At 71.2% G+C, this 19,881-nt stretch carries 17 protein-coding genes; 12 read left to right on the top strand and 5 right to left on the bottom strand.

The window, feature by feature from the left end; genetic code table 11:
• Window positions 1-12: 12 nt before the first annotated feature.
• A complete protein-coding gene (locus tag KOI47_RS30575; RefSeq protein WP_216210317.1) occupies window positions 13-3,357 on the top strand; it encodes an error-prone DNA polymerase in 3,345 nt (1,114 codons plus the stop codon).
• A gap of 10 nt (window positions 3,358-3,367) precedes the next feature.
• Window positions 3,368-3,979, top strand: coding sequence for a pentapeptide repeat-containing protein (locus KOI47_RS30570; protein ID WP_216210314.1), 612 nt, complete (start codon window positions 3,368-3,370; stop codon window positions 3,977-3,979).
• A 38-nt stretch (window positions 3,980-4,017) separates the two neighbouring features.
• Here KOI47_RS30570 and KOI47_RS30565 read toward each other — a convergent pair whose 3' ends face one another.
• On the bottom strand, window positions 4,018-6,303 hold the full coding sequence (locus KOI47_RS30565) for a TNT domain-containing protein (RefSeq protein ID WP_216210313.1): 2,286 nt from the start codon (window positions 6,301-6,303) through the stop codon (window positions 4,018-4,020).
• A gap of 313 nt (window positions 6,304-6,616) precedes the next feature.
• Here KOI47_RS30565 and KOI47_RS30560 point away from each other — a divergent pair, with 313 nt between their 5' ends.
• Complete coding sequence (locus tag KOI47_RS30560) at window positions 6,617-7,471, top strand: bifunctional methylenetetrahydrofolate dehydrogenase/methenyltetrahydrofolate cyclohydrolase (RefSeq protein WP_216210312.1); 855 nt, start codon at window positions 6,617-6,619, stop codon at window positions 7,469-7,471.
• A gap of 6 nt (window positions 7,472-7,477) precedes the next feature.
• On the top strand, window positions 7,478-7,777 hold the full coding sequence (locus KOI47_RS30555; RefSeq protein WP_216210310.1) for a DUF3017 domain-containing protein: 300 nt from the start codon (window positions 7,478-7,480) through the stop codon (window positions 7,775-7,777).
• A gap of 114 nt (window positions 7,778-7,891) precedes the next feature.
• On the opposite strand, the gene KOI47_RS30550 is transcribed toward KOI47_RS30555, so the two are convergent.
• Together KOI47_RS30550 and KOI47_RS30545 are read right to left on the bottom strand one after the other, a co-directional pair.
• On the bottom strand, window positions 7,892-9,076 hold the full coding sequence (locus tag KOI47_RS30550; RefSeq protein WP_216210307.1) for an MFS transporter: 1,185 nt from the start codon (window positions 9,074-9,076) through the stop codon (window positions 7,892-7,894).
• A gap of 351 nt (window positions 9,077-9,427) precedes the next feature.
• Window positions 9,428-9,616, bottom strand: coding sequence for a DUF1918 domain-containing protein (locus tag KOI47_RS30545; RefSeq protein WP_216210305.1), 189 nt, complete (start codon window positions 9,614-9,616; stop codon window positions 9,428-9,430).
• A gap of 153 nt (window positions 9,617-9,769) precedes the next feature.
• Here KOI47_RS30545 and asnB point away from each other — a divergent pair, with 153 nt between their 5' ends.
• The 4 genes from asnB to KOI47_RS30525 all read left to right on the top strand — a co-directional run bounded on the left by asnB (window position 9,770) and on the right by KOI47_RS30525 (window position 13,900).
• Entirely contained in the window at window positions 9,770-11,269 is a 1,500-nt protein-coding gene (asnB, locus tag KOI47_RS30540) for an asparagine synthase (glutamine-hydrolyzing) (RefSeq protein WP_216210303.1), read from the top strand.
• A 43-nt stretch (window positions 11,270-11,312) separates the two neighbouring features.
• The gene (locus tag KOI47_RS30535) at window positions 11,313-11,957 is read left to right on the top strand and encodes a spermine/spermidine synthase domain-containing protein (RefSeq protein WP_216210301.1); all 645 of its coding nucleotides are present in this window, start codon (window positions 11,313-11,315) and stop codon (window positions 11,955-11,957) included.
• Between the two features lie 184 nt (window positions 11,958-12,141).
• On the top strand, window positions 12,142-13,365 hold the full coding sequence (locus KOI47_RS30530; RefSeq protein WP_216210299.1) for an NADP-dependent isocitrate dehydrogenase: 1,224 nt from the start codon (window positions 12,142-12,144) through the stop codon (window positions 13,363-13,365).
• Window positions 13,366-13,576: 211 nt separating this feature from the next.
• Window positions 13,577-13,900: an SH3 domain-containing protein gene (locus KOI47_RS30525; RefSeq protein WP_216210297.1), complete on the top strand. Its 324-nt coding sequence runs from the start codon at window positions 13,577-13,579 to the stop codon at window positions 13,898-13,900.
• Between the two features lie 16 nt (window positions 13,901-13,916).
• Here the strand turns inward: KOI47_RS30525 and KOI47_RS30520 are convergent, their stop codons facing one another.
• A complete protein-coding gene (locus tag KOI47_RS30520; protein WP_216210295.1) occupies window positions 13,917-14,648 on the bottom strand; it encodes an MBL fold metallo-hydrolase in 732 nt (243 codons plus the stop codon).
• Window positions 14,649-14,704: 56 nt separating this feature from the next.
• On the opposite strand from KOI47_RS30520, the gene KOI47_RS30515 reads away from it, so the two are divergent.
• Window positions 14,705-15,517 carry an exodeoxyribonuclease III gene (locus tag KOI47_RS30515; RefSeq protein WP_216210293.1) on the top strand — a complete coding sequence of 271 codons (813 nt, stop codon included), beginning with the start codon at window positions 14,705-14,707 and terminating at the stop codon, window positions 15,515-15,517.
• Here KOI47_RS30515 and KOI47_RS30510 read toward each other — a convergent pair.
• A complete protein-coding gene (locus KOI47_RS30510) occupies window positions 15,480-16,010 on the bottom strand; it encodes a pyridoxamine 5'-phosphate oxidase family protein (RefSeq protein WP_232376358.1) in 531 nt (176 codons plus the stop codon). The two genes, KOI47_RS30515 and KOI47_RS30510, sit on opposite strands and share 38 nt — an antisense overlap.
• A gap of 81 nt (window positions 16,011-16,091) precedes the next feature.
• Here KOI47_RS30510 and KOI47_RS30505 point away from each other — a divergent pair, with 81 nt between their 5' ends.
• From KOI47_RS30505 to KOI47_RS30495, 3 genes are all read left to right on the top strand, one after another.
• Window positions 16,092-16,667: a TetR/AcrR family transcriptional regulator gene (locus tag KOI47_RS30505; protein WP_216210291.1), complete on the top strand. Its 576-nt coding sequence runs from the start codon at window positions 16,092-16,094 to the stop codon at window positions 16,665-16,667.
• Between the two features lie 186 nt (window positions 16,668-16,853).
• Entirely contained in the window at window positions 16,854-17,216 is a 363-nt protein-coding gene (locus KOI47_RS30500; RefSeq protein WP_216210290.1) for a hypothetical protein, read from the top strand.
• A gap of 116 nt (window positions 17,217-17,332) precedes the next feature.
• Complete coding sequence (locus tag KOI47_RS30495) at window positions 17,333-19,870, top strand: bifunctional FO biosynthesis protein CofGH (RefSeq protein WP_216210288.1); 2,538 nt, start codon at window positions 17,333-17,335, stop codon at window positions 19,868-19,870.
• The last annotated feature ends 11 nt before the right edge of the window (window positions 19,871-19,881 follow it).

Below are 19,881 nucleotides of genomic sequence, written 5' to 3'. Positions count from 1 at the left end.
GGTGGTGCCCGCATGGGCTGGAACAACCCGCCGATCCCGTGGCGGGAGCTGGAACGAACCCTGTCCGGCAGGCCACCGGCCGAGGGGTCCGGGGACGGTGGGGACAGTCCCGCGTGGACCCGGCGGCGCGAGGGCTACCTGCGTCCCGTGCACCTGCGCGCGATGCGAGGAGCGGACGACAGCGGCAGCGGGGCCAGGGTTCCCTACGCCGAGCTGCACTGCCACTCCAACTTCAGCTTCCTGGACGGGGCCAGTCACCCGGAGGAACTGGTCGAGGAGGCGGCCCGGCTCGAGCTGGACGCGGTCGCGATCACCGACCACGACGGCATGTACGGGGTGGTGCGGTTCGCCGAGGCCGCCCGTGACCTCGGGATGCGGACGGTGTTCGGCACCGAGCTGAGCCTCGGGCTCTCCGCACCGCAGAACGGGATCGCCGATCCGGAAGGGGAGCACCTGCTGCTGCTGGCCAAGGACGCCACCGGGTACGCGGGGCTCTGCCGGGCCACCACGGCTGGCCAGCTCGCCGGGCACGAGGAGGTGGCCCCCGGCGAGCACCGGGCGGAGAAGGGGCGCCCGGTGTACGACCTGGAATCCGTCGCCGCCGAGGTGTACGAGCGCTGCGCGGTGCTCACCGGCTGCCGCAAGGGCGGGGTTCGGCGCGCCCTTGCCGAGCAGGGCCTCCCGGCCGCGGAGGCCCGGTTGCGGAGACTGATCGAGCTGTTCGGCCGCGGCAACGTGTTCGTCGAGCTGACCGACCACGGGCTACCCGAGGACAGCGAACGCAATGACGCGCTGGTGGAACTGGCAGCGCGAACCGGGCTGGCCACCGTGGCCACCAACGCCGTGCACTACGCGACCCCGGAGCGGGGCAGGCTCGCCGCGGCGATGGCCGCGATCAGGGCACGTCGCGGCCTGGACGAGATGGCGGGTTGGCTGCCCGCGGCCGGTACGGCCTACCTGCGCTCCGGCCGGGAGATGGCGGCCAGGTTCGCCCGCTACCCCGGCGCGGTACAGCGCGCCGCGCTGTTGGGCATCGAGTGCTCCTTCGACCTGAAGCTGGTCGCCCCGCGGCTGCCGCCGTTCGACGTCGAGGCGGGGCACACCGAGGCGAGTTACCTGCGCAAGCAGGTCTACCTCGGGGCGGCCCGGCACTATGACCACACGAAACACAGATCCGAGGCATACCGGCAGATCGCGCACGAACTGGAGATCATCGAGCGGCTGGGTTTCCCCGGCTATTTCCTGATCGTCTGGGATATCGTGCGGTTCTGCGAGCAGAATGACATCCTCTGCCAGGGCCGTGGCTCGGCTGCCAACTCCGCGGTCTGCTTCGCGCTGGGCATCACCAAGGTCGACCCGGTGCGGTGGAACCTGTTGTTCGAGCGGTTCCTGGCGCCGGAACGGGACGGTTACCCGGATATCGACCTGGACATCGAGTCCGATCGCCGGGAAGAAGCGATCCAGTACGTCTACCGCAAGTACGGCAGGCTGCGCGCAGCCCAGGTGGCCAACGTGATCACCTACCGGGCCCGGTCCGCGGTGCGGGACGCCGCGCGGGCGCTGGGTTACTCCCCTGGCCAGCAGGACGCGTGGAGCAAGCAGATCGACCGCTGGGGTCCGCTGAGCTCCACCCAGCACGACCACGATCACGACATCCCGGATGCGGTGCTGGAGCTGTCCGGGACGCTGGAGGACTTCCCCCGGCATCTCGGCATCCATTCCGGCGGGATGGTGATCTGCCACCAGCCGGTGAGCGAGGTGTGCCCGATCGAATGGGCGCGGATGGCCGACCGCAGCGTGCTGCAGTGGGAGAAGGACGACTGTGCCTCCATCGGCCTGGTCAAGTTCGACCTGCTCGGGCTGGGCATGCTCTCCGCGCTGCACTACATGATCGACCTGGTACAGGAGTACGAAGGCGTGCGGATCGACCTGGCCGAGCTGGACCTCGAGGACGACGAGGTCTACGCCATGCTGCGGCGGGCCGATGCCATCGGCGTGTTCCAGGTGGAAAGCCGCGCGCAACTGGCCACCCTGCCCCGGCTGGCGCCGAAGACGTTCTACGACCTGGCCATCGAGGTCGCGCTGATCCGGCCCGGCCCGATCCAGGGCGGTTCCGTGCACCCCTACATCCGGCGGTACACGGAAAAGGAAGAGTGGGAACACGATCACCCGCTGCTGGCGAACGCGCTGGGCAAGACGCTGGGGGTGCCACTGTTCCAGGAACAGATGATGCAGATCGCGGTGGACGTGGCCGGTTTCAGTGCCGCGGAGGCGGACGAGTTACGGCACGCGATGGGCGCCAAGCGGTCGGGCCGGAAAATGGAGCGGCTGCGGCAGCGGTTCTACGCGGGGGCCAGGGCCAACGACGTTGAGCAGCCGATGGCCGAGCACATCTTCCGCAAGCTGCAGGCCTTCGCCAACTTCGGGTTCCCGGAGAGTCACGCGCTCAGCTTCGCCTACCTGGTGTTCGCCAGCGCCTACTTCAAGCGCTACCACCCCGAGGCGTTCTGCGCCGGCCTGCTGCGCGCGCAGCCGATGGGGTTCTACTCCCCGCAGTCCCTGGTCGCCGACGCCCGCAGGCACGGGGTCACCGTGCTCGGGCCGGAGGTGAACGCCAGCCTGCCGCACGCCACCCTGGAACGCGGGGAGTCCGGCCTGGCGGTGCGGATCGGGCTCGGCACGATCCGCGGCATCGGCACGGCGGTGGCCGAGCGGCTGGTGGCCGAGCGGGACCGGGACGGGGCGTTCACCGATATGGCCGATGTGGCGCGGCGGGTCCGGTTGACCACACCGCAGGTGGAGGCCATGGCCACGGCCGGTGCCTTCGGCTGCTTCACCGGGGACCGGCGCAAGGCGCTCTGGGCCGCGGGTGCGGTCGCCGAGGAACGCCCGGAAAAGCTGCCGGGTGGCAGCGTGGGCATGGCCGCGCCCGCCCTGCCCGGGATGGACGAGCCCGATCTCGCCGCCGCGGACGTATGGGCGACCGGCCTGTCCCCGGACAGCTTCCCGACCCAGTTCATCCGGCCCCGGCTGGACGCGCTCGGGGTGGTGCCCGCGGACCGGTTGCTCGAGATCGAACACGGCACCCGGGTACTCGTCGGCGGCGCGGTGACCCATCGCCAGCGCCCCGCCACCGCGAGCGGGATCACCTTCCTCAACATCGAGGACGAGACCGGGATGGTCAACGTCGTGTGCTCGCTCGGGTTGTGGCGGCGGTACCACCGGATCGCTCGCTCCAGCCCGGCCCTGCTGATCCGCGGTGTGGTCGAGCGCACCGACGGGGTGGTGAGCGTGCTGGCCGACCGCCTGCAGCACCTGCCGATGCGGATTCCGAGCAAGTCCAGGGACTTCCGGTGATCCCCACCGGATGTGGCAGGCTCACGGAGTGAGCGAACCGGAGACCGACGAGGACTACCGCGATGCGGTGCTGCCGGGGCAGCAGTGGACGAACCGGCGGTTCCTGCGCTGTGACTTCACCGAGGCCGACCTGCGCGGTCTGGTGACCCGCGGCTGCACCTTCGACGAGTGCGACTTCAGCGGGGTGGACCTCGGCGACTCCCGGCACACCACCTCGGCATTCCGCTCGTGCACCTTTGCCCGCACCGTGCTGACGGCGACCGAATGGTCCGGCTGTTCCTTCCTCGGCTCGTCCTTTGTGGACTGCCGGATGCGGCCGATCACCTTGCGGGAGACCGACCTGTCCCTCGCCGCGCTCGGCGGTGTCGTGCTTGCCCGGTGCGAGCTCGCCGGGTTGCGCTTCCGGGAGGCGAACCTGACCGAGGCCGACCTCTCCGGTGCGAACCTGCGTGAGTCCGACCTGACCGGCGCCCGCCTGCTCGGCACCAATCTCGAGGGCGCGGACCTGCGGGGCAGCAGGCTGGACGCCGACGCCCTCCGTCAGGCCTGGCTGACCGGGGCGCGGGTGGACCTGGACACCGCCGTGGCCTACGCCGCAGCGAACGGGCTCATCGTGCACTGAGGCCGTGCCCTTGTGGGGCCAAACCCCGGCCGGAGGGGTTACTCGACCGGGGGCTCGCCCGGGTCCAGCTCGATCAGGTCGCCCTCGGCGAGCAGCTCCTCGATGGAGGCGGGCAGCAGGTACGCCGCCCCGCCGCCGGGCTGGTTGAACCAGGGAATGGCCACCCCGGCCAGTGCCTCCAGCGGGCGCTGCACCCGGTACACGTGATACGGCCTGCTGACCCATTCCGGCACCAGCGAGCGCTCCTCGAACGGGGTGCCCGCGGCGTAGGTGAGGTTCCCGCTCGGGCCGCCGAAGCGGTCCAGCTCGCTGCCCGCGGGCAGCTCGCGCATCTCCTTGCCGCGGAACAGGGTCAGCGGCGGTTCGCCCTCCAGCGGCTGGATCGGCCACTGCTGGCTGCCGCCCTGCCCGGAAGACCGGGCCGCCTTGGCCGGTTCCCTCGGCTTCACCGGCGGGGTGACCTGGGTGGCGGGTGCCGGTGGCGGGCTCGGCGCCGCCGCCGGGCGTTGCGGCGGGCTCTCCGGCGCGGGCTCCCGGACGTGGTTGGAACGCACCCCGGTGGCTACCTCCGGGGACAGCGTCGCCAGCACCGGCTTCTGCTGCTGCGGTGGCGCCTGCTGCTGGGGAGGTGCCTGCTGCGGGGGAGGTGCGGGCCGCCGCTCCTGGTTCGGCTGCGGCGGTGCCTGGTGCGCCTGCTGCCCCTGGGACGCCTGCGCCGCCTGGTGCGCCTGCGGAGCTTGCGGCGCCGGGTGTTCCGGCACGCTCCCGTCCGGTGCGAGCAGCAGTTTGCCCAGCATGAACGCGGCCGCGTCCTCCGCGTCCCCGAAAACCGCCGGGTTGGTCAGCTCGCCGTCGTACCAGCCGACCCGCCAGCCGGAGGAGGTCTCCTCCACGGCCCAGCCGCGTTCGGCCGGTTCGCCGATCCGGTAGCCGGCCGGGTCGACGCCCAGCTCGTACAGCTTCTCCTGCAGATCCTCCAGGATCGGCTCGGCGTGCTCGGACACCGCGGGCAGCGGCGCCGGCCCGGCCTGGGTGGGCGGGCCGCCGTCGTCCAGCTCGGGCTCCCGCGGCTGCGGCTCCGGTACGTGGTCCTGCGGCTGGGCCTGCGGCTCGGCGGCCGGGGCCGCCTGCGGCGCGGGGTCAGCGGCAGGCACCGGCGGTACGGCCGTGGTCGGCGGGCCGGCATCCACCGCCGGGCTGAACATCGTGGCCGGGTCCCCGCCGGGTGACCGGTCCTCCTCGGCAGGCGGCTGCACCGGCTCGTGCAGCGTGGTCGGTGGGTTGAGGTCGGTGTCCTGCTCGGCCTCATCCCGGAAGTCGGGCTCGTCGAACCGCGTCTCGGCGTAGGGCGTGCCGTCGTAACCGTCCCGGTAGGGCGGTTCGGTCGGCGTGTCGTCCGGCGGCGGTTCCTCGGCGGCGGGCCGCGGCTCGGGCTGGTGGTGGCTCTCCTGCTGCTGCGGCGGCGCGGGCGGCGGGCCGGAGGGAGCGGGGGGCCGCGGTGGCGCCGCACCCCGGTTGACATGCGCGGCGGCGGCCTGCCGCACCTGCTCGGGTACGTCCGGGATGACGAACCCGGCGTCGTGGATGTGCTGCACCAGGTCCGGCTCCGGGGCGACCCCGTACTGGCGCAGGTAGTAGTTCACCGCGGCGGGCCAGATCCACACGCCGTCGCTGTGGAAGGCGACCGGGACCGTGCCCTCCGGAGTGCTGGCCAGCCGGTCGATGTCGTAGCCCCGGCTGGGCACGATCACGGGGGCGCTGTCCAGGTAGCCCAGCAACCGGTCCTGCTCGTCCACGTCCAGTTCCGGCCGGTTGATCACCGGGCGACCGGAAGGGCCGGCGCCGTCGAAGATCCGGGCCATCCGGAACCGCGGGCCGGGCCGCTCCGGCCCGAGCCCGGACATCCGGCGCATCAGCCACTCCGGCACGTTCTCCTCGGTCCGCGGGAACATCCGCAGCTCGTCGGCGTAGGCCTGGGGTGGCGGCATGAGGTCCCACTTGGGTTCCTCACGGTCGTACTCGAGGTTGTAGCTGGAGGGGTGGTCGAGCTGGTACCGAGCGTTGAACCAGGTGCCGCGCCCCTCCCGGTACATCCCGGCGCGCAATCTGCCGAACAGCGTCGCGATGTCGTGGGTGGCCACCCACTCCACCGCCGAGCCGTCGGCGAGGACGATCTCCCCCGTCAGCTCGTGATACCTGCCGACCGCGCGGTATTCCGCGGTAACACGCTGCCAGTCGCGCGGAGCCGCGCGGAGCAGTGCCAGGCCAATCTGTTTGACCAGGGTGTCCTGCTCGGTCGCGTTCAGCTGGGTCGCTTGTGCCACTCGAACATCTTGACTTGTCGACGACGCTTATGCACGGCACATGTGAGGATCGCGGCGAATCCGGCGGAGATCAACCGGCACGGCTTCTTCCGAGGGCGGTTGCGGAGGGGTAGCGATCACCGGACCGGACCAGCATAAACACGGATGGCCGCCGGTCGAATGGGGCAGACGACTACTGCGTGTACCACTTCGGTAGCCCTTGGCTGGGCTAACCCGCACGAATCGGGGAAGTCCCCCTGGCTGGCCCAGTGCTTGTCGGGCGCCGGCTGGGCGGGCGGTGGCGGACGTGCGCGGGTTTGGAACAATCGCGCCTGTGACGGCGACTGTTCTCGACGGCAAGGCCACCAAGAACGCCATCTTCGCGGAGCTGGAACCGCGGGTGGCCGCGCTCGCCGAGCGGGGGGTGACCCCCGGGCTGGCGACCGTGCTGGTCGGCGACGACCCCGGTTCGCACTGGTACGTCAAGGCCAAGCACGCCGACAGCGCCAAGGTCGGGGTGAACTCCATCCGCAGGGACCTGCCTGCCGACATCAGCCAGCAGAAGCTGGAGTCGGTGGTCGACGAGCTGAACGCCGATCCGGCCTGTCACGGCTACATCGTCCAGCTGCCGCTGCCTGGTCATCTGGACTCCGGCGCGATCCTGGACCGCATCGACCCGGCCAAGGACGCCGACGGGCTGGCCCCGGTGAGCCTGGGCAGGCTGGTGCTCGGTGAGCCCGCCTCGCTGCCGTGCACCCCGCGCGGCATCGTGGAGCTGCTGCGGCGCTACCAGGTCCCGCTGGCCGGGGCCAGGGTCACCGTGGTCGGCAGGGGCATCACCGTGGGCAGGACGCTCGGGCTGCTGCTCACCCGCCGCAGCGAGAACGCGACGGTGACCCTGTGTCACACCGGCACCCGCGACCTGGCCGCCGAGGTCTCCCGCGCGGACATCGTGGTGGCGGCTGCCGGGGTGCCCGGGCTGATCACGCCGGAGATGGTCCGGCCGGGGGCCGCCGTGCTGGACGTCGGGGTCTCCAGGGTGGACGGCAAGCTCGCCGGGGACGTCGCGCCCGGGGTGGCGGAGGTCGCGGGCTGGGTCGCGCCGAACCCTGGCGGGGTCGGGCCGATGACCAGGGCCATGCTGATCAGCAACGTGGTCGAGGCCGCCGAGCGGGCCGCCGGGGCCTGAGACGGTATGACGATGGCCTCGCACCGGCGCGACCGGCACCCTTTCCTCGCTCACCTGCCGTTCGGCCTGGTGATGGCGCTGGTGGTGGTCGCGGCCAGCCGGATCTGGCTGTACCACTGGCGCCAGGGCGCCGCCCTGATCGGCGGCGCGTTGCTGGTGGCGGCGGTGTTGCGGGTCGTGCTCTCCGACGAACAGGCCGGCCTGCTGGCCATCCGCAGCCGGGGGGTGGACATGCTGAGCTACGCCGGGCTGGGCGCGATCATCCTGTTCGTCGCCCTCACCATCTCCGGCGGCCCCTTCGGCTGACCCACGCCCCGCACCCTTCACTCACCCCCATCCGGCACCACCCTCTGCCCGCCCGGCACTACATTTTGCCCGCGAAATGCACTTCCCGGGGGTCGGCGGAGTGCGTTTCGCGGGCTAACCGTTCCGCGCGGGGGCAAGGGTGGGGGTGGGGGCGAGCTCGCGGCGGTCCAGGGTTCCGGAGACGATGGCGATGCTCAGGCCGAGCACGGCGAGCAGGGCGCCGACCCAGTTCGGGGCGACCAGCCCGAGGCCGCCCGCGATCACCAGGCCGCCAAGGTAGGCGCCGATCGAGTTCGCGATGTTGAAGGCCGACTGCACGGCGGCGGACACCATCGAGGGCGCGCCACCCGCCTTCTCCATGATCCGGGCCTGCATCATCGGGCCGATCATGAACCCGGCCACGCCGACCAGGAAGATCGTGATCGCGGAACCGAGCTTGCCCTCCGCCGTCACGGTGAACACCGCGAGCACCGTGGCCAGCGCCAGTAGCGCCACGTACAGACTGGGCATCAGCGCCCGGTCGGCCAGCCGGCCACCGAGGAAGTTGCCCAGGGTCATCCCGAGGCCGGCCAGCGACAGCAGCAGCGTCACCGTGGCCGGCTGGTACCCGGCGACCTCGGTCAGCATCGGCGTCACATAGCTCAGGCAGGCGAAGACCCCGCCGAGCCCGAACATCACGATCGCCAGCGCCAGCCACACCTGCGGGCGGCGGAAGGCACCGAGCTCGCCGCGCAGCGAGGGCTCCGGCGGCTGCCCCTGGTGCGGCACCAGCCTGGCGATGCTCGCCATGGCGGCCACCCCGATCAACGCCACCACGGCGAAGGTGGCCCGCCAGCCGACGCTCTGGCCGAGCAGGGTTCCCAGCGGAACCCCGACCACGTTCGCCAGGGTCAGCCCCATGAACATCATCGAGACGGCCTTGGCCCGGTTGCCCCGCTCCACCAGGCTGGAGGCGACCACGGCGCCCGCGCCGAAGAAGGCGCCGTGCGGCAGGCCCGCGATGAACCGGAACACCACGCCGAGCTCGTGGTTCGGCGCGATCGCGAACAGCGTGTTGCCCACCGTGAACAGGGCCATCATGGCCAGCAGCATGGTCTTGCGCGGCAACCGCACGGCCACGGCGGTGAGCAGCGGGGCCCCGATCACCACGCCGAGCGCGTAGCCGGAGATCAGGTAGCCGGCCGCCGGGATGGACACCCCGAAGTCCGCGGCCGCCTGGGGCAGGACGCCCATCATGACGAACTCGGTGGTACCGATGCCGAAGGCACCGATGGCGAGTGCGAGCAGCGCGACGGGCACGGCTCTCCCCTCTAACCTCTCAAAGCGGACAGACAGGACGGTCTGTATCGATACAGACGTCAAGCGAAAACTAGGCAGCCGACGTTGACCCCGGTGTCGCCGGACTGCCCGATACCAGTGCAACGGAATCCGGTCCCGTTGTCATCCCGTTACCGCGTGACCCTCCCCACGGCGGTGGGACGGGTATGCCGGTGCGCGCGGCGGGAAGAAGGTGAAGAGAGTGCCGAGGAGGTTCGCTGGGCAGGCGAGCGACCGCAGGGGCTCGCGACGGCCGTCGCCGGTGATCTCCGCGAGCGGTGCGGTCGTGCTCGCTGCCCTGTCGCCGGCGTGGGCCGGCGGGCTGGTGTGGGGTCAGCGCTGCGGGCTGGTCACCTGTGAGTCCGAGCCGGGAAACACAAGCCCCTGATGGCCGTCGTTGAACTTGACCAGGTAAGGCGGTTTGCCGTCCTCGCCGCGCACCTCGACGATCTCGCCGCGCCGTTCCCCCGAGCCGACTGTGCGGCCGTGCACCAGGATCTCGTCCCCGACTGTCGCGCGCATGACACGTCACCTCCAGAAACATTGCGGAATTCCGTAGGGCCAAGGGTAAAAGCGGGCCGCGATGCCGTCGAGGTGTGACGGGCAAGGCAATTCAGTCACAACTTGCCCGGATGGGCGACTAAACTCGTTCGTTGATCGAGGAGGTGCCACACCGTGTGTGGAATAGTCGCCGCAACGGGCGACATCGATATTGAGTCCTGTCGCGCGATGTTGAACCGGATCGAGCACCGCGGCCCCGATGACACCGGAGAGATCCAGCGCGGAAACGTCTGGCTCGGCCACCAAAGACTGTCCATCATGGACGTCGAGCATGGGCGGCAGCCGCTCACCGGGCCCGGTGGAACCTATTTGGTGGCCAATGGTGAGATTTACAACCACGGCCGGATCAGGGAACGACTCGGACACGAACTGTTCGGAACCGGTTCGGACAGCGAGGCCGCGTTGCATGCCCTGATCGTGGACGGCCCGGCCGGGCTGGCCTGCCTGCGCGGGATGTTCGCGCTGGCCTGCCTGGACGGCGAGGGCGAACTGCTGGTGGCACGGGACCCGGTCGGGGTGAAGCCGCTGTACTGGGCCCGCAGGGAGGGCGTGACCCTGTTCGCCAGCGAACTGCGTGCCTTCGAGCCGGGGGACCGTCCGCTGGTGGAGAGCTTCCCGCCGGGGCACTGCTGGAGCAGGCGGGGCGGGCTGGTCCGGTTCGCCGACGCGGTGCCAGCCAGGGTGCGGCCCGCGCACCGCGCCGCCGAGCCAGGCTCCTGGGACGAGCTGCTGCTGAAGTCGATCCGGGAGACCGTGGTCACCGCGGTGGAGGACCGGATGATGAGCGACGTCGGGATCGGCGTGTTCCTTTCCGGCGGGCTCGATTCGGCGATCATCGCCGCGGTCGCCGCCGAGCACGCCCGGCGCGCGGGCAGGCCGCTACCGACCTTCGCGATCGGCTCGCCCGACAGCTCCGACCTGGCCGCGGCCCGGGTGGTGGCGGAGTACCTCGGCACCGAGCACCACGAGGTGGTGATGACCGAGGTGGACGCGCTGGCGGCGCTGCCCCGCGCGGTGCGCGCCATCGAGCACTACGACCCCTCGCTGGTGCGCAGCGCCGTGCCGAACCTGCTGCTCGCCGAGTACGCCGCCAAGCGGGTGCCGGCCGTGCTCACCGGGGAGGGCGCCGACGAGCTGTTCGCGGGCTACCCGTACTACCACCAGGAGCCGTTCACCGAACCGGAGGCGCTGCAGGCCGAGCTGGTGCGCACCGTCGGTGAGCTGCACCGGCTGAACCTGCAGCGGTGTGACCGCACCACCATGGCCTTCGGTATGGAGGCGCGGGTGCCGTTCCTGGACCAGGACGTGATCGAGCTGGCGCTGTCCATCCCACCGGAGCACAAGGCGGCCGGGCCCGGCTTCGCGGAGAAGCAACTGCTGCGCGGTGCCTTCGCGGGCTGGCTGCCCGAGGACATCCTGAGCCGGGGCAAGGAGCAGTTCGGCGACGGTTCCGGGGCCAAGGAGGTGCTCGCGGACACCCGGGCGCCCGCGCCGGCCGGCCCGGGCGCCGTCGCGGCGCGCAGTGAGCAGGAGGCCGCCTTCCACGCGCTGTGGGAGGTGGAGTTCGCCGGGATCCGCCCGGAGGCCACCCTTGGCCTGTTCGCAACGGTGTGAACCAGCGGGGAGCCGGCTGTGACCCGCTGGCTAGGGTGACCGGGTGGCCGAGGTGGTGGACCGGGTCGAGGGCGTCTGCGGCGAGCTGGTGCTGCGCCGTGTGGACGCCGACCTAGAGGTGATCGCGAACGGGATGTTCCTGATGGACACCCGCAACGGCGAGTCCGAGCGGCTGCTGGTGACGGTGGCCGCGGACCTGGTGCCCGGAAGGGCACGGCTGCTGATCGGCGGGCTGGGTGTGGGGTACTCGCTGCGCGCCGCGCTGGACCACCCCGGGATCGGCGAGGTCGTGGTGGTCGAGCGGGAGCCCGCGGTGATCGGCTGGAACCGCACCGGGCCGCTGCGCGAGGTGCACGGGAACGCACTGGCCGAGGAACGGGTGCGGCTGGTGCAGGACGACCTGGTGCGCTGGTTGCGGAACACCCCCGAGCGTTTCGACGCGCTCTGCCTCGACATCGATAACGGTCCGCAATGGACGGTTACCGAAGGTAACGCCGAGTTGTACGGCGATGCCGGACTCGATCTGCTCGCCGCGCGCCTGCGGCCGGGCGGGGTGCTCGCGGTGTGGAGCGCCGCGGCCAGCCCGGAGTTCACCCGCCGCCTGCGTGCCCGGTTCAACGAGGTGCGCACCCTGGACGTGCCCGTGCCCCGTGGCGAACCCGACGTCATCTGGCTCGCCCGCGTCTAGCCCCCGCTGTACTCCTGCGAAGTTTGCGGTGAACGGGCCACTCGCAGCATTCTCATCGGTTAGGCGCGGCCAGCGTATTACCGCTGGGTAACCGAGGTGGGTAGCGGCATCGCCGAAGGTTTACCAGTACGCTTGTACCGCTACGACGAGACGCGAGAGATCCGCGAGAGGAGCACCGCTGCTCATGGCCAAGATCAAGGTCGAGGGCACCGTCGTCGAACTCGACGGCGATGAGATGACCCGCATCATCTGGCAGTTCATCAAGGACAAGCTGGTCCACCCCTACCTGGACATCAATCTCGAGTACTACGACCTGGGCATCGAGGAGCGGGACCGCACCGACGACCAGATCACGGTCGACGCGGCGAACGCCGTCAAGGCGCACGGTGTCGGCGTCAAGTGCGCCACGATCACCCCGGACGAGGCGCGGGTCGAGGAGTTCGGCCTGAAGAAGATGTGGCGCAGCCCGAACGGCACCATCCGGAACATCCTGGGCGGGGTCGTCTTCCGGGAGCCGATCATCATCTCGAACATCCCGCGGCTGGTACCCGGGTGGACCAAGCCGATCATCATCGGCAGGCACGCGCACGGTGACCAGTACAAGGCCACCGACTTCAAGGTCCCCGGCCCCGGCACGGTCACCATCACCTACACCCCCGAGGACGGCTCCGAGCCGATGGAGTTCGAGGTCGCCAGGTACCCGGAGGGTGGCGGCGTGGCCATGGGGATGTACAACTACCGCCGCTCCATCGAGGATTTCGCACGCGCGTCGTTGCAGTACGGGCTCGACCGGGGCATGCCGGTCTACATGTCCACCAAGAACACCATCCTCAAGGCCTACGACGGCATGTTCAAGGACGTGTTCGCCGAGATCTACGAGGAGGAGTTCAAGGCCGACTTCGAGGCCAAGGGGCTCACCTACGAGCACCGGCTGATCGACGACATGGTCGCGGCCTCGCTGAAGTGGGACGGCGGCTACGTCTGGGCCTGCAAGAACTACGACGGTGACGTGCAGTCCGACACCGTCGCGCAGGGCTTCGGCTCGCTGGGCCTGATGACCTCGGTGCTGCGCACCCCGGACGGCAGGACGGTGGAGGCCGAGGCCGCGCACGGCACGGTCACCCGGCACTACCGGCAGCACCAGCAGGGCAAGCCGACCTCGACCAACCCGATCGCCTCCATCTTCGCCTGGACCAGGGGGCTGGAGCACCGCGGCAAGCTGGACGGCAACTCCGAGCTGGTCGGCTTCGCGAACAAGCTGGAGCAGGTGGTCGTGGAGACCGTGGAGAGCGGCAAGATGACCAAGGACCTCGCCCTGCTGGTCGGCAAGGACCAGGACTTCCAGACCACCGAGGACTTCCTGGCCACGCTGGACGAGAACCTGCAGAAGAAGATCGCCGAGGGCTGACCCGCACCGCCAGGGCCCTGAACGTGGCTTTCCGGACGTCAGACGTCGCGAACGGCACTTTTGAGTCGTTCAACGTCGCGATCGCCACGTTCAGGGCATCACGGCGGGTAGCTGACACCAGCGGGTGGTTCGACCGCTCGGGCCTGTCCGGGCGCTCCGCCGCGGCTCTACCCTGGCCGGGGCGGCGGTACGGGCGTCATGGAGGAGCCCTGTGATACTCGGCATTCCGAAGCGGACGATCATCATTGTGGCGGTGCTCGCCGGGATCGGCCTGATCTACGTGCTGGGCGCGAACGAGCGGCCGTCCGACGCCGAGTCGGGCGGCGGGGACGCAGGCTGCAAGGTACGGGTGACCGCCGACATCCTGAACGTCCGCGCCGGCCCGGGGACCGACACCACCATCGTCGGCAAGTTCCAGCAGGACGCCGAGACCGAGGCCGAACCGGTGGTCCAGGACGGCTTCCGCAAGCTGGCCGAGGGCCGCTGGGCGGCCGAGGAGTTCCTGCGCCCGGTGGACGGCGCGAGCTGCGGCTGAGGCTGAGCGGCCAGGGCTACAGCGGGACCACCAGGTCCTCCGTTGCCGCGAGCACCGGACCGCCGAACTCCGCCCGCGCCTCGCGCACCGAAACCGCACGATCACTGCCCGGCCAGAAGTGGGTGAGCAGCAGCCTGCCCGCCCCCGCCGCGGCCGCCACCTCCCCGGCCTCGCTCGCGGTCAGCAGGTACCGCGGCCCGGTGGCCGGGGCGGGCCCCTGCAGCGTGGCCTCGGCGATGAACAGGTCGGTGCCTGCGGCCAGGTCGGTCAGCGCGGGCGCGGGCCCGGTGTCCCCTGTGTAGGCAAGGCTCAGCCCCGGCGCCTCCAGCCGGACGCCCCGGTTGGGCACGTGGTGCGGCAGCGGGAAGCCGGTCAGCCGCAGCGGGCCGAGCCGGGCCGCCGCGCCCAGCTCATGCACCTCGAACACCGCATGCGGGTCCGGGCGCGGTTCCATCGCGGCCAGCACCCTGAGCACCCCCGGCGGGCAGTACAGCGGCAGCCGGGCGGCACCGGTGTAGTACCGGACCCGGCCCAGCGCGCTCAGGTCCGCGCAGTGGTCCGGATGCTCGTGGGTGATGACCACCGCGTCCACCGCGCCGTCCGGGCACCGCGCCAGCAGGCGCGCGGCCGTGCCGTAGCCGAGGTCGAGCACCACCCGGAAGCCGTCGTGGTCCAGCAGGAAACCACTGCAGGCGCGACCGGGCTCCGGCCAGGCGCCGCAGCTGCCGAGCACGGTCAGTTCGGGCACCGCATCCTCCTGGGGGTCGAACGGGACTGTCGTGGTGCGCCGGTAGCCTCCCGGGCGTGCTGACCGTCTCCACCGTGAATGTCAACGGCCTGCGTGCCGCCGCGAAGAAGGGCTTCGTGGAATGGCTGGCCGCGACCGAGGCCGATGTGGTCGCCTGCCAGGAGGTGCGCGCCGAGCCGGAGCAGCTGCCTGCGACGGTACGCGAGCCGCAGGGCTGGCACGCCGTGCACGCCGCCTGCTCGATCAAGGGCCGCAACGGCGTCTCGCTGTACAGCAGGCACGAGCCGGAGTCGGTGCGCACCGGTTTCGGCGAGGCGGAGTTCGAGGACAGCGGGCGCTACCTGGAACTGCACCTTCCCGGGCTGGTGGTGGCCAGCCTGTACCTGCCGAGCGGGGATGTCGGCACCCCGCGCCAGGACGAGAAGGAGCGGTTCATGGCCGCCTTCCTGCCCTACCTCGCCGAGTTGCGGGCCAAGTCCGAGGCCTCCGGGCGCGAGGTGCTGGTGATGGGGGACTGGAACATCGCCCATGCCGAGATCGACCTGAAGAACTGGCGGACCAACCGGAAGAACTCCGGCTTCCTTCCGGAGGAACGCGCCTGGCTGGGCCGGGTGTTCGACGAGGTGGGCTATGTCGACGTGCAGCGCAGGCTCGACCCGGAGGGGCCCGGCCCGTACACCTGGTGGTCCTACCGGGGCAAGGCCTTCGACAACGACTCGGGCTGGCGGATCGACCTGATCTGCGCCACCCCGCGGCTGGCGGAGGCCTGCGCCTCGGTGCGGGTGGAGCGCGCGGCCAGCTACGAGCAACGCTGGTCCGACCACGCCCCGGTCACCGCGCGGTTCGACCATCCGGCTCCCGCCAGCTGAGGATCCGGCCGGTCTTCCCGCCAGACTTGGCGAACTCGCCGGGGAACACCCGCAGGAACCACGGTGTCAGCCGGATCGCGCCCCAGGCCGGGGCGGCGGGCCCCTGCTCGGTCCACTCCGGGATCCCGATCGCGCCAGGGTCGTAGCCAAGCGGTTCCGGGGTGCTCCGGAACCGCTCCCAGCACTCCCGCTTGCTCGCCTCGTCCAATAACAACTCGGCGCGGCACTCCGCCACGCAGGTGTCGTACGCCTCGGCCCCGTCCCAGTAGTTGCAGGACACATACGGGTTGCCGGCCAGATGCGCCCGCTTCAACGGAGTCACCATGCTGCCGACCCAGCCGGTCAGCTCGGTGCCGTCCCATTCCCACAGCGCATGCACCATCCGGGAGCGCGGCCGCCCGGCCCGGTCCACCGTGGCCATCGTGCAGTAGACCATCCGGTTGGCCATCTCGGTGAAGGCCGGGGCCACGGTGCGCAGCTCTTCGGTACTCAAGCTCGATCACTCCCTCTCCTGAACCACTCCAGATATAGTACTTTGCCTGTAGTGGTTCAAGTGGTTTCCGGAAGGAGGCGCATGCGGACGAACCCGGAGCGCAGGGCCGCGCTGGCGGAGGCGGCGATCGAGGTGCTGGCGCGGCGCGGCGCCCGCGGGCTGACCTTCCGTGCGGTGGACACCGAGGCCGGGGTGCCCGCCGGGACGGCTTCGAACTACTTCGCCAACCGGGACGACCTGCTGTGGCACGCCGCCGCGAAGATCCACGAACGGCTCGGCCCCGGCGCGGCCGAGCTGGCCGACTACCAGCGAGCGGAGCCCTCGCGCGAGCTGGTGGCGCGGATGTTGCGCGGCCTGCTGCAGCGCGTGCGGGCCGACCGCACCGGTTACCTGGCGCTACTGGAGCTGCGGCTGGAGGCGACCCGGCGGCCCGGCCTGCGGGCGGCGCTGACCGAGACCGTCCGGGCGAACCTGGACGGCAACGTCCAGGGCCACCTGGACCGCGGCCTGCCGGGGAACGAGACAACGGTGCTGCTGTTGTACCTGGCCATGACGGGGTTGATCGTGGAGCAGCTGACCCTGCCGGAGGTGCTGCCCGCGGCCGAACCGGCCGAGGTGATCGCCGCGCTGGTGGAGCGGGTCGTGCCCGCGGGCTGAGCCGGGTGTCCCGGCCCACACCCCGCCGTCGGCTGCGTTCGGTAACTCGCTAGCCTCTGTCGGCGCGATGATCGCAACTCGCCGGTCTTGACACACTCGGTAGTTTGCATCTCGACGGATACACCCGTCCGGGTGATGGCCCGGCGGCTCGGAAGACCTGACATTCTCGTCGCGGGAGGCACTCCGGTGCGCAACCCAGCAAGGCAGCCGGTGCGGATACTCCGTGCCGGGGCGATCGTGACGGCCGTGCCGGTGGCGGTACTGCTCGCCGGTCCTGGCAGCGCCATGGCCCAGGGCGAGGCCGAGCCCGCGGACGTCGCCCCGAACGAGGTCGCGTTCGGCCTGCTCGGCCCGGTCGGGCTGATCGCGGTCGCACTCGGCATCGTGGGCATGGCACTGGGCGTGCTCCGGCAGCGCAGGAAGGCCCGCGAGCACGCCGCCGCGGTGGTGCAGGCCGGTGCCGAGACGCCCGAGCCGACGGCAGCGGACCTGACCGAGGAGGCCACCCGCCCGATGCTCACCCCGGCACCGCGCAGCCCGGTCGGCTGAGGCCCGTTCGACGGCCTGTCCGGCGGCCTGCCCCCGGCTTATTCCGCCGCGCGCGGTGCCATCCCGCACAGCGCGACCCCTAACCCACCAGGGCCCAGCGCCCGTAGTCTCGGGCCATGGCAGACAGCGTCTCGATCACCCCGCCTGAGCAGAAACCGAGCCCGTCCGCGATGCGCCGCGCGCTCAAGCGCGCGGAGGACGGGGTCGCACTGGACGTCACCGAATCGGCCGTGCTGCTGCACGCCCGGGACGAGGACCTGGACCGGCTGCTGGCCGCGGCCCGCCAGGTCCGGGACGCCCACCTTGCCGACCAGGGCCGCTCCGGCATCGTCACCTACTCGAGCAGCGTGTTCATCCCGCTGACCCGGCTGTGCCGGGACCGGTGTCACTACTGCACCTTCGTCACCGTGCCGGGCAAGCTGCACTCGCTCTACCTCGAGCGCGACGAGGTGCTGGAGATCGCCCGCGCCGGTGCGGCTGCCGGGTGCAAGGAAGCCCTGTTCACCCTCGGCGACCGGCCGGAGGACCGCTGGCCGCAGGCGAAGCAGTGGCTAGAGGAGCGCGGCTATTCGTCCACTTTGGACTATGTGCGGGCTTCGGCGATCGCGGTGCTTGAGGAGACCGGCCTGCTGCCGCATCTCAACCCCGGCGTGCTGAGCTGGGAGGAGCTACAGCGGCTCAAGCCGGTCGCACCCAGCATGGGCATGATGCTGGAGACCACGGCGGAGCGCCTCTGGTCGGAGAAGGGCGGACCGCACTACGGCAGCCCGGACAAGGAGCCAGCGGTGCGGCTGCGGGTGCTGGACGACGCGGGCCGGGTCGGCGTCCCGTTCACCACCGGCATCCTGGTCGGCATCGGCGAAACCAGGGCCGAGCGGGCCGAGTCCCTGCACGCCATCCGGCAGCGGGCGCGGCAGTACCGCAACGTCCAGGAGATCATCGTGCAGAACTTCCGGGCGAAGCCGGACACCGCGATGCGGGAGCACGCCGACGCCGACATCACCGACCTGGCCGCCACGGTCGCCGTGGGCAGGCTGCTGATGCCGCCGGGGGTCAGCGTGCAGGCGCCGCCGAACCTGCTCGGCGAGCAGCACGCGCTGCTGCTGCGGGCCGGCATCGACGACTGGGGCGGGGTCTCCCCCGTGACCCCGGACCATGTGAACCCCGAGCGCCCGTGGCCGCGGGTGGACGAGCTGGCCGAGTGGACCGCGCAGGCCGGTTTCGACCTGCGCGAGCGGCTGGCGGCCTACCCGAAGTACGTGCGGGAGGCGGACAAGTGGATCGACATCCGGCTGCACCCGCATGTGACCGCGCTGGCGGATCCGGAGGGGCTGGCCGATGAGCAGGCCCCGGTGCGTGGCCACGAGTGGCAGGAGCCGGACGGCGGGCTGGACACCACCGGCCGGGCCGACCTGCACTCCGCCATCGACACCGAGGGCAGGACCGGGGACCGGCGCGGTGACTTCGACAGCGTGTACGGCGACTGGGACGCGCTGCGGGCGCAGGTCCCCGCGCAGGGCGCGCCGGAGCGCCTGGACGCCGATGTGCGGACGGGCCTGCGGCTGGCCGCCGAGTACCCCGGCGCCCTGCTGGACGAGACGCACGCGGACGCCGCCATGGCGCTGCTCACCGCGGACGGTGCCGCGCTGGAGACGTTGACCAGGCTGGCCGACGAGCTGCGGGCCGACGTCGTCGGCGACGACATCACCTACGTGGTCAACCGCAACATCAACTTCTCCAATGTCTGCTACGTGGGCTGCCGGTTCTGCGCCTTCGCCCAGCGCGAGCGGGACGCCGACGCCTTCCGGCTCTCGGTGGACGAGGTGGCCGCGCGGGCGGTGGAGGCATCGGCCGCAGGCGCGACCGAGGTGTGCATGCAGGGCGGCATCGACCCGAAGCTGCCGGTCAGCTACTACGCCGACATCGTGCGCGCGATCAAGGCCGCGGTACCGGACATGCACGTGCACGCGTTCTCCCCGATGGAGATCGTCTCGGCTGCGGCCAAGGCGGGCGTCAGCGTCGAGGAATGGCTGACCGAGCTGCGCGACGCCGGGCTCGGCTCGATCCCTGGCACGGCGGCGGAGATCCTGGACGACGACGTGCGCTGGGTGCTCACCAAGGGCAAGCTGCCGGCCGCGACCTGGATCGACGTGGTCTCCACCGCGCACCGGCTGGGCATTCCCTCCTCCAGCACGATGATGTACGGGCATGTGGACCATCCCGGCCACTGGCTCGGGCACCTGCGCGTGCTGTCCCGGATCGCGGGGGAGACCGGCGGTTTCACCGAGTTCGTCGGGCTGCCGTTCGTGCACCACAACGCGCCGATCTACCTGGCGGGGGTGGCCCGGCCGGGCCCGACCATGCGGGACAACCGCGCGGTGCACGCCTTCGCCAGGCTCGGCCTGCACGGCCGGATCGACAACGTGCAGTGCTCCTGGGTCAAGCTCGGTGACGAGGGCACCGCGCAGGTGCTGCGCGGCGGGGCCAACGACATCGGCGGCACGCTGATGGAGGAGACCATCTCCCGGATGGCCGGTTCGGAGCACGGTTCCTCGCGTACCGCGGCCGAGCTGGACCACCTGGCCACCCTGGCCGGGCGGCCGTCCCGGCAGCGCAGCACCACCTACGGCCACCGCGTCGGCGTCGGCGTCTGACCGCCGGGGCG

It is taken from the genome of Amycolatopsis aidingensis (assembly GCF_018885265.1).
Lineage (GTDB): Bacteria > Actinomycetota > Actinomycetes > Mycobacteriales > Pseudonocardiaceae > Amycolatopsis > Amycolatopsis aidingensis.
The sequence above is the reverse complement of the archived record's forward strand: the minus strand, read 5'-3'. Positions and strand labels throughout refer to the sequence as shown.

Coding starts and splice junctions, on each gene's coding strand:
- KOI47_RS30575 (WP_216210317.1), top strand. CDS start 13: ATGGGCTGGAACAACCCGCCGATCCCGTGGCGGGAGCTGGAACGAACC.
- KOI47_RS30570 (WP_216210314.1), top strand. CDS start 3,368: ATGTGGCAGGCTCACGGAGTGAGCGAACCGGAGACCGACGAGGACTAC.
- KOI47_RS30555 (WP_216210310.1), top strand. CDS start 7,478: ATGACGATGGCCTCGCACCGGCGCGACCGGCACCCTTTCCTCGCTCAC.
- KOI47_RS30545 (WP_216210305.1), bottom strand. CDS start 9,616: ATGCGCGCGACAGTCGGGGACGAGATCCTGGTGCACGGCCGCACAGTC.
- KOI47_RS30530 (WP_216210299.1), top strand. CDS start 12,142: ATGGCCAAGATCAAGGTCGAGGGCACCGTCGTCGAACTCGACGGCGAT.
- KOI47_RS30505 (WP_216210291.1), top strand. CDS start 16,092: ATGCGGACGAACCCGGAGCGCAGGGCCGCGCTGGCGGAGGCGGCGATC.
- KOI47_RS30495 (WP_216210288.1), top strand. CDS start 17,333: ATGGCAGACAGCGTCTCGATCACCCCGCCTGAGCAGAAACCGAGCCCG.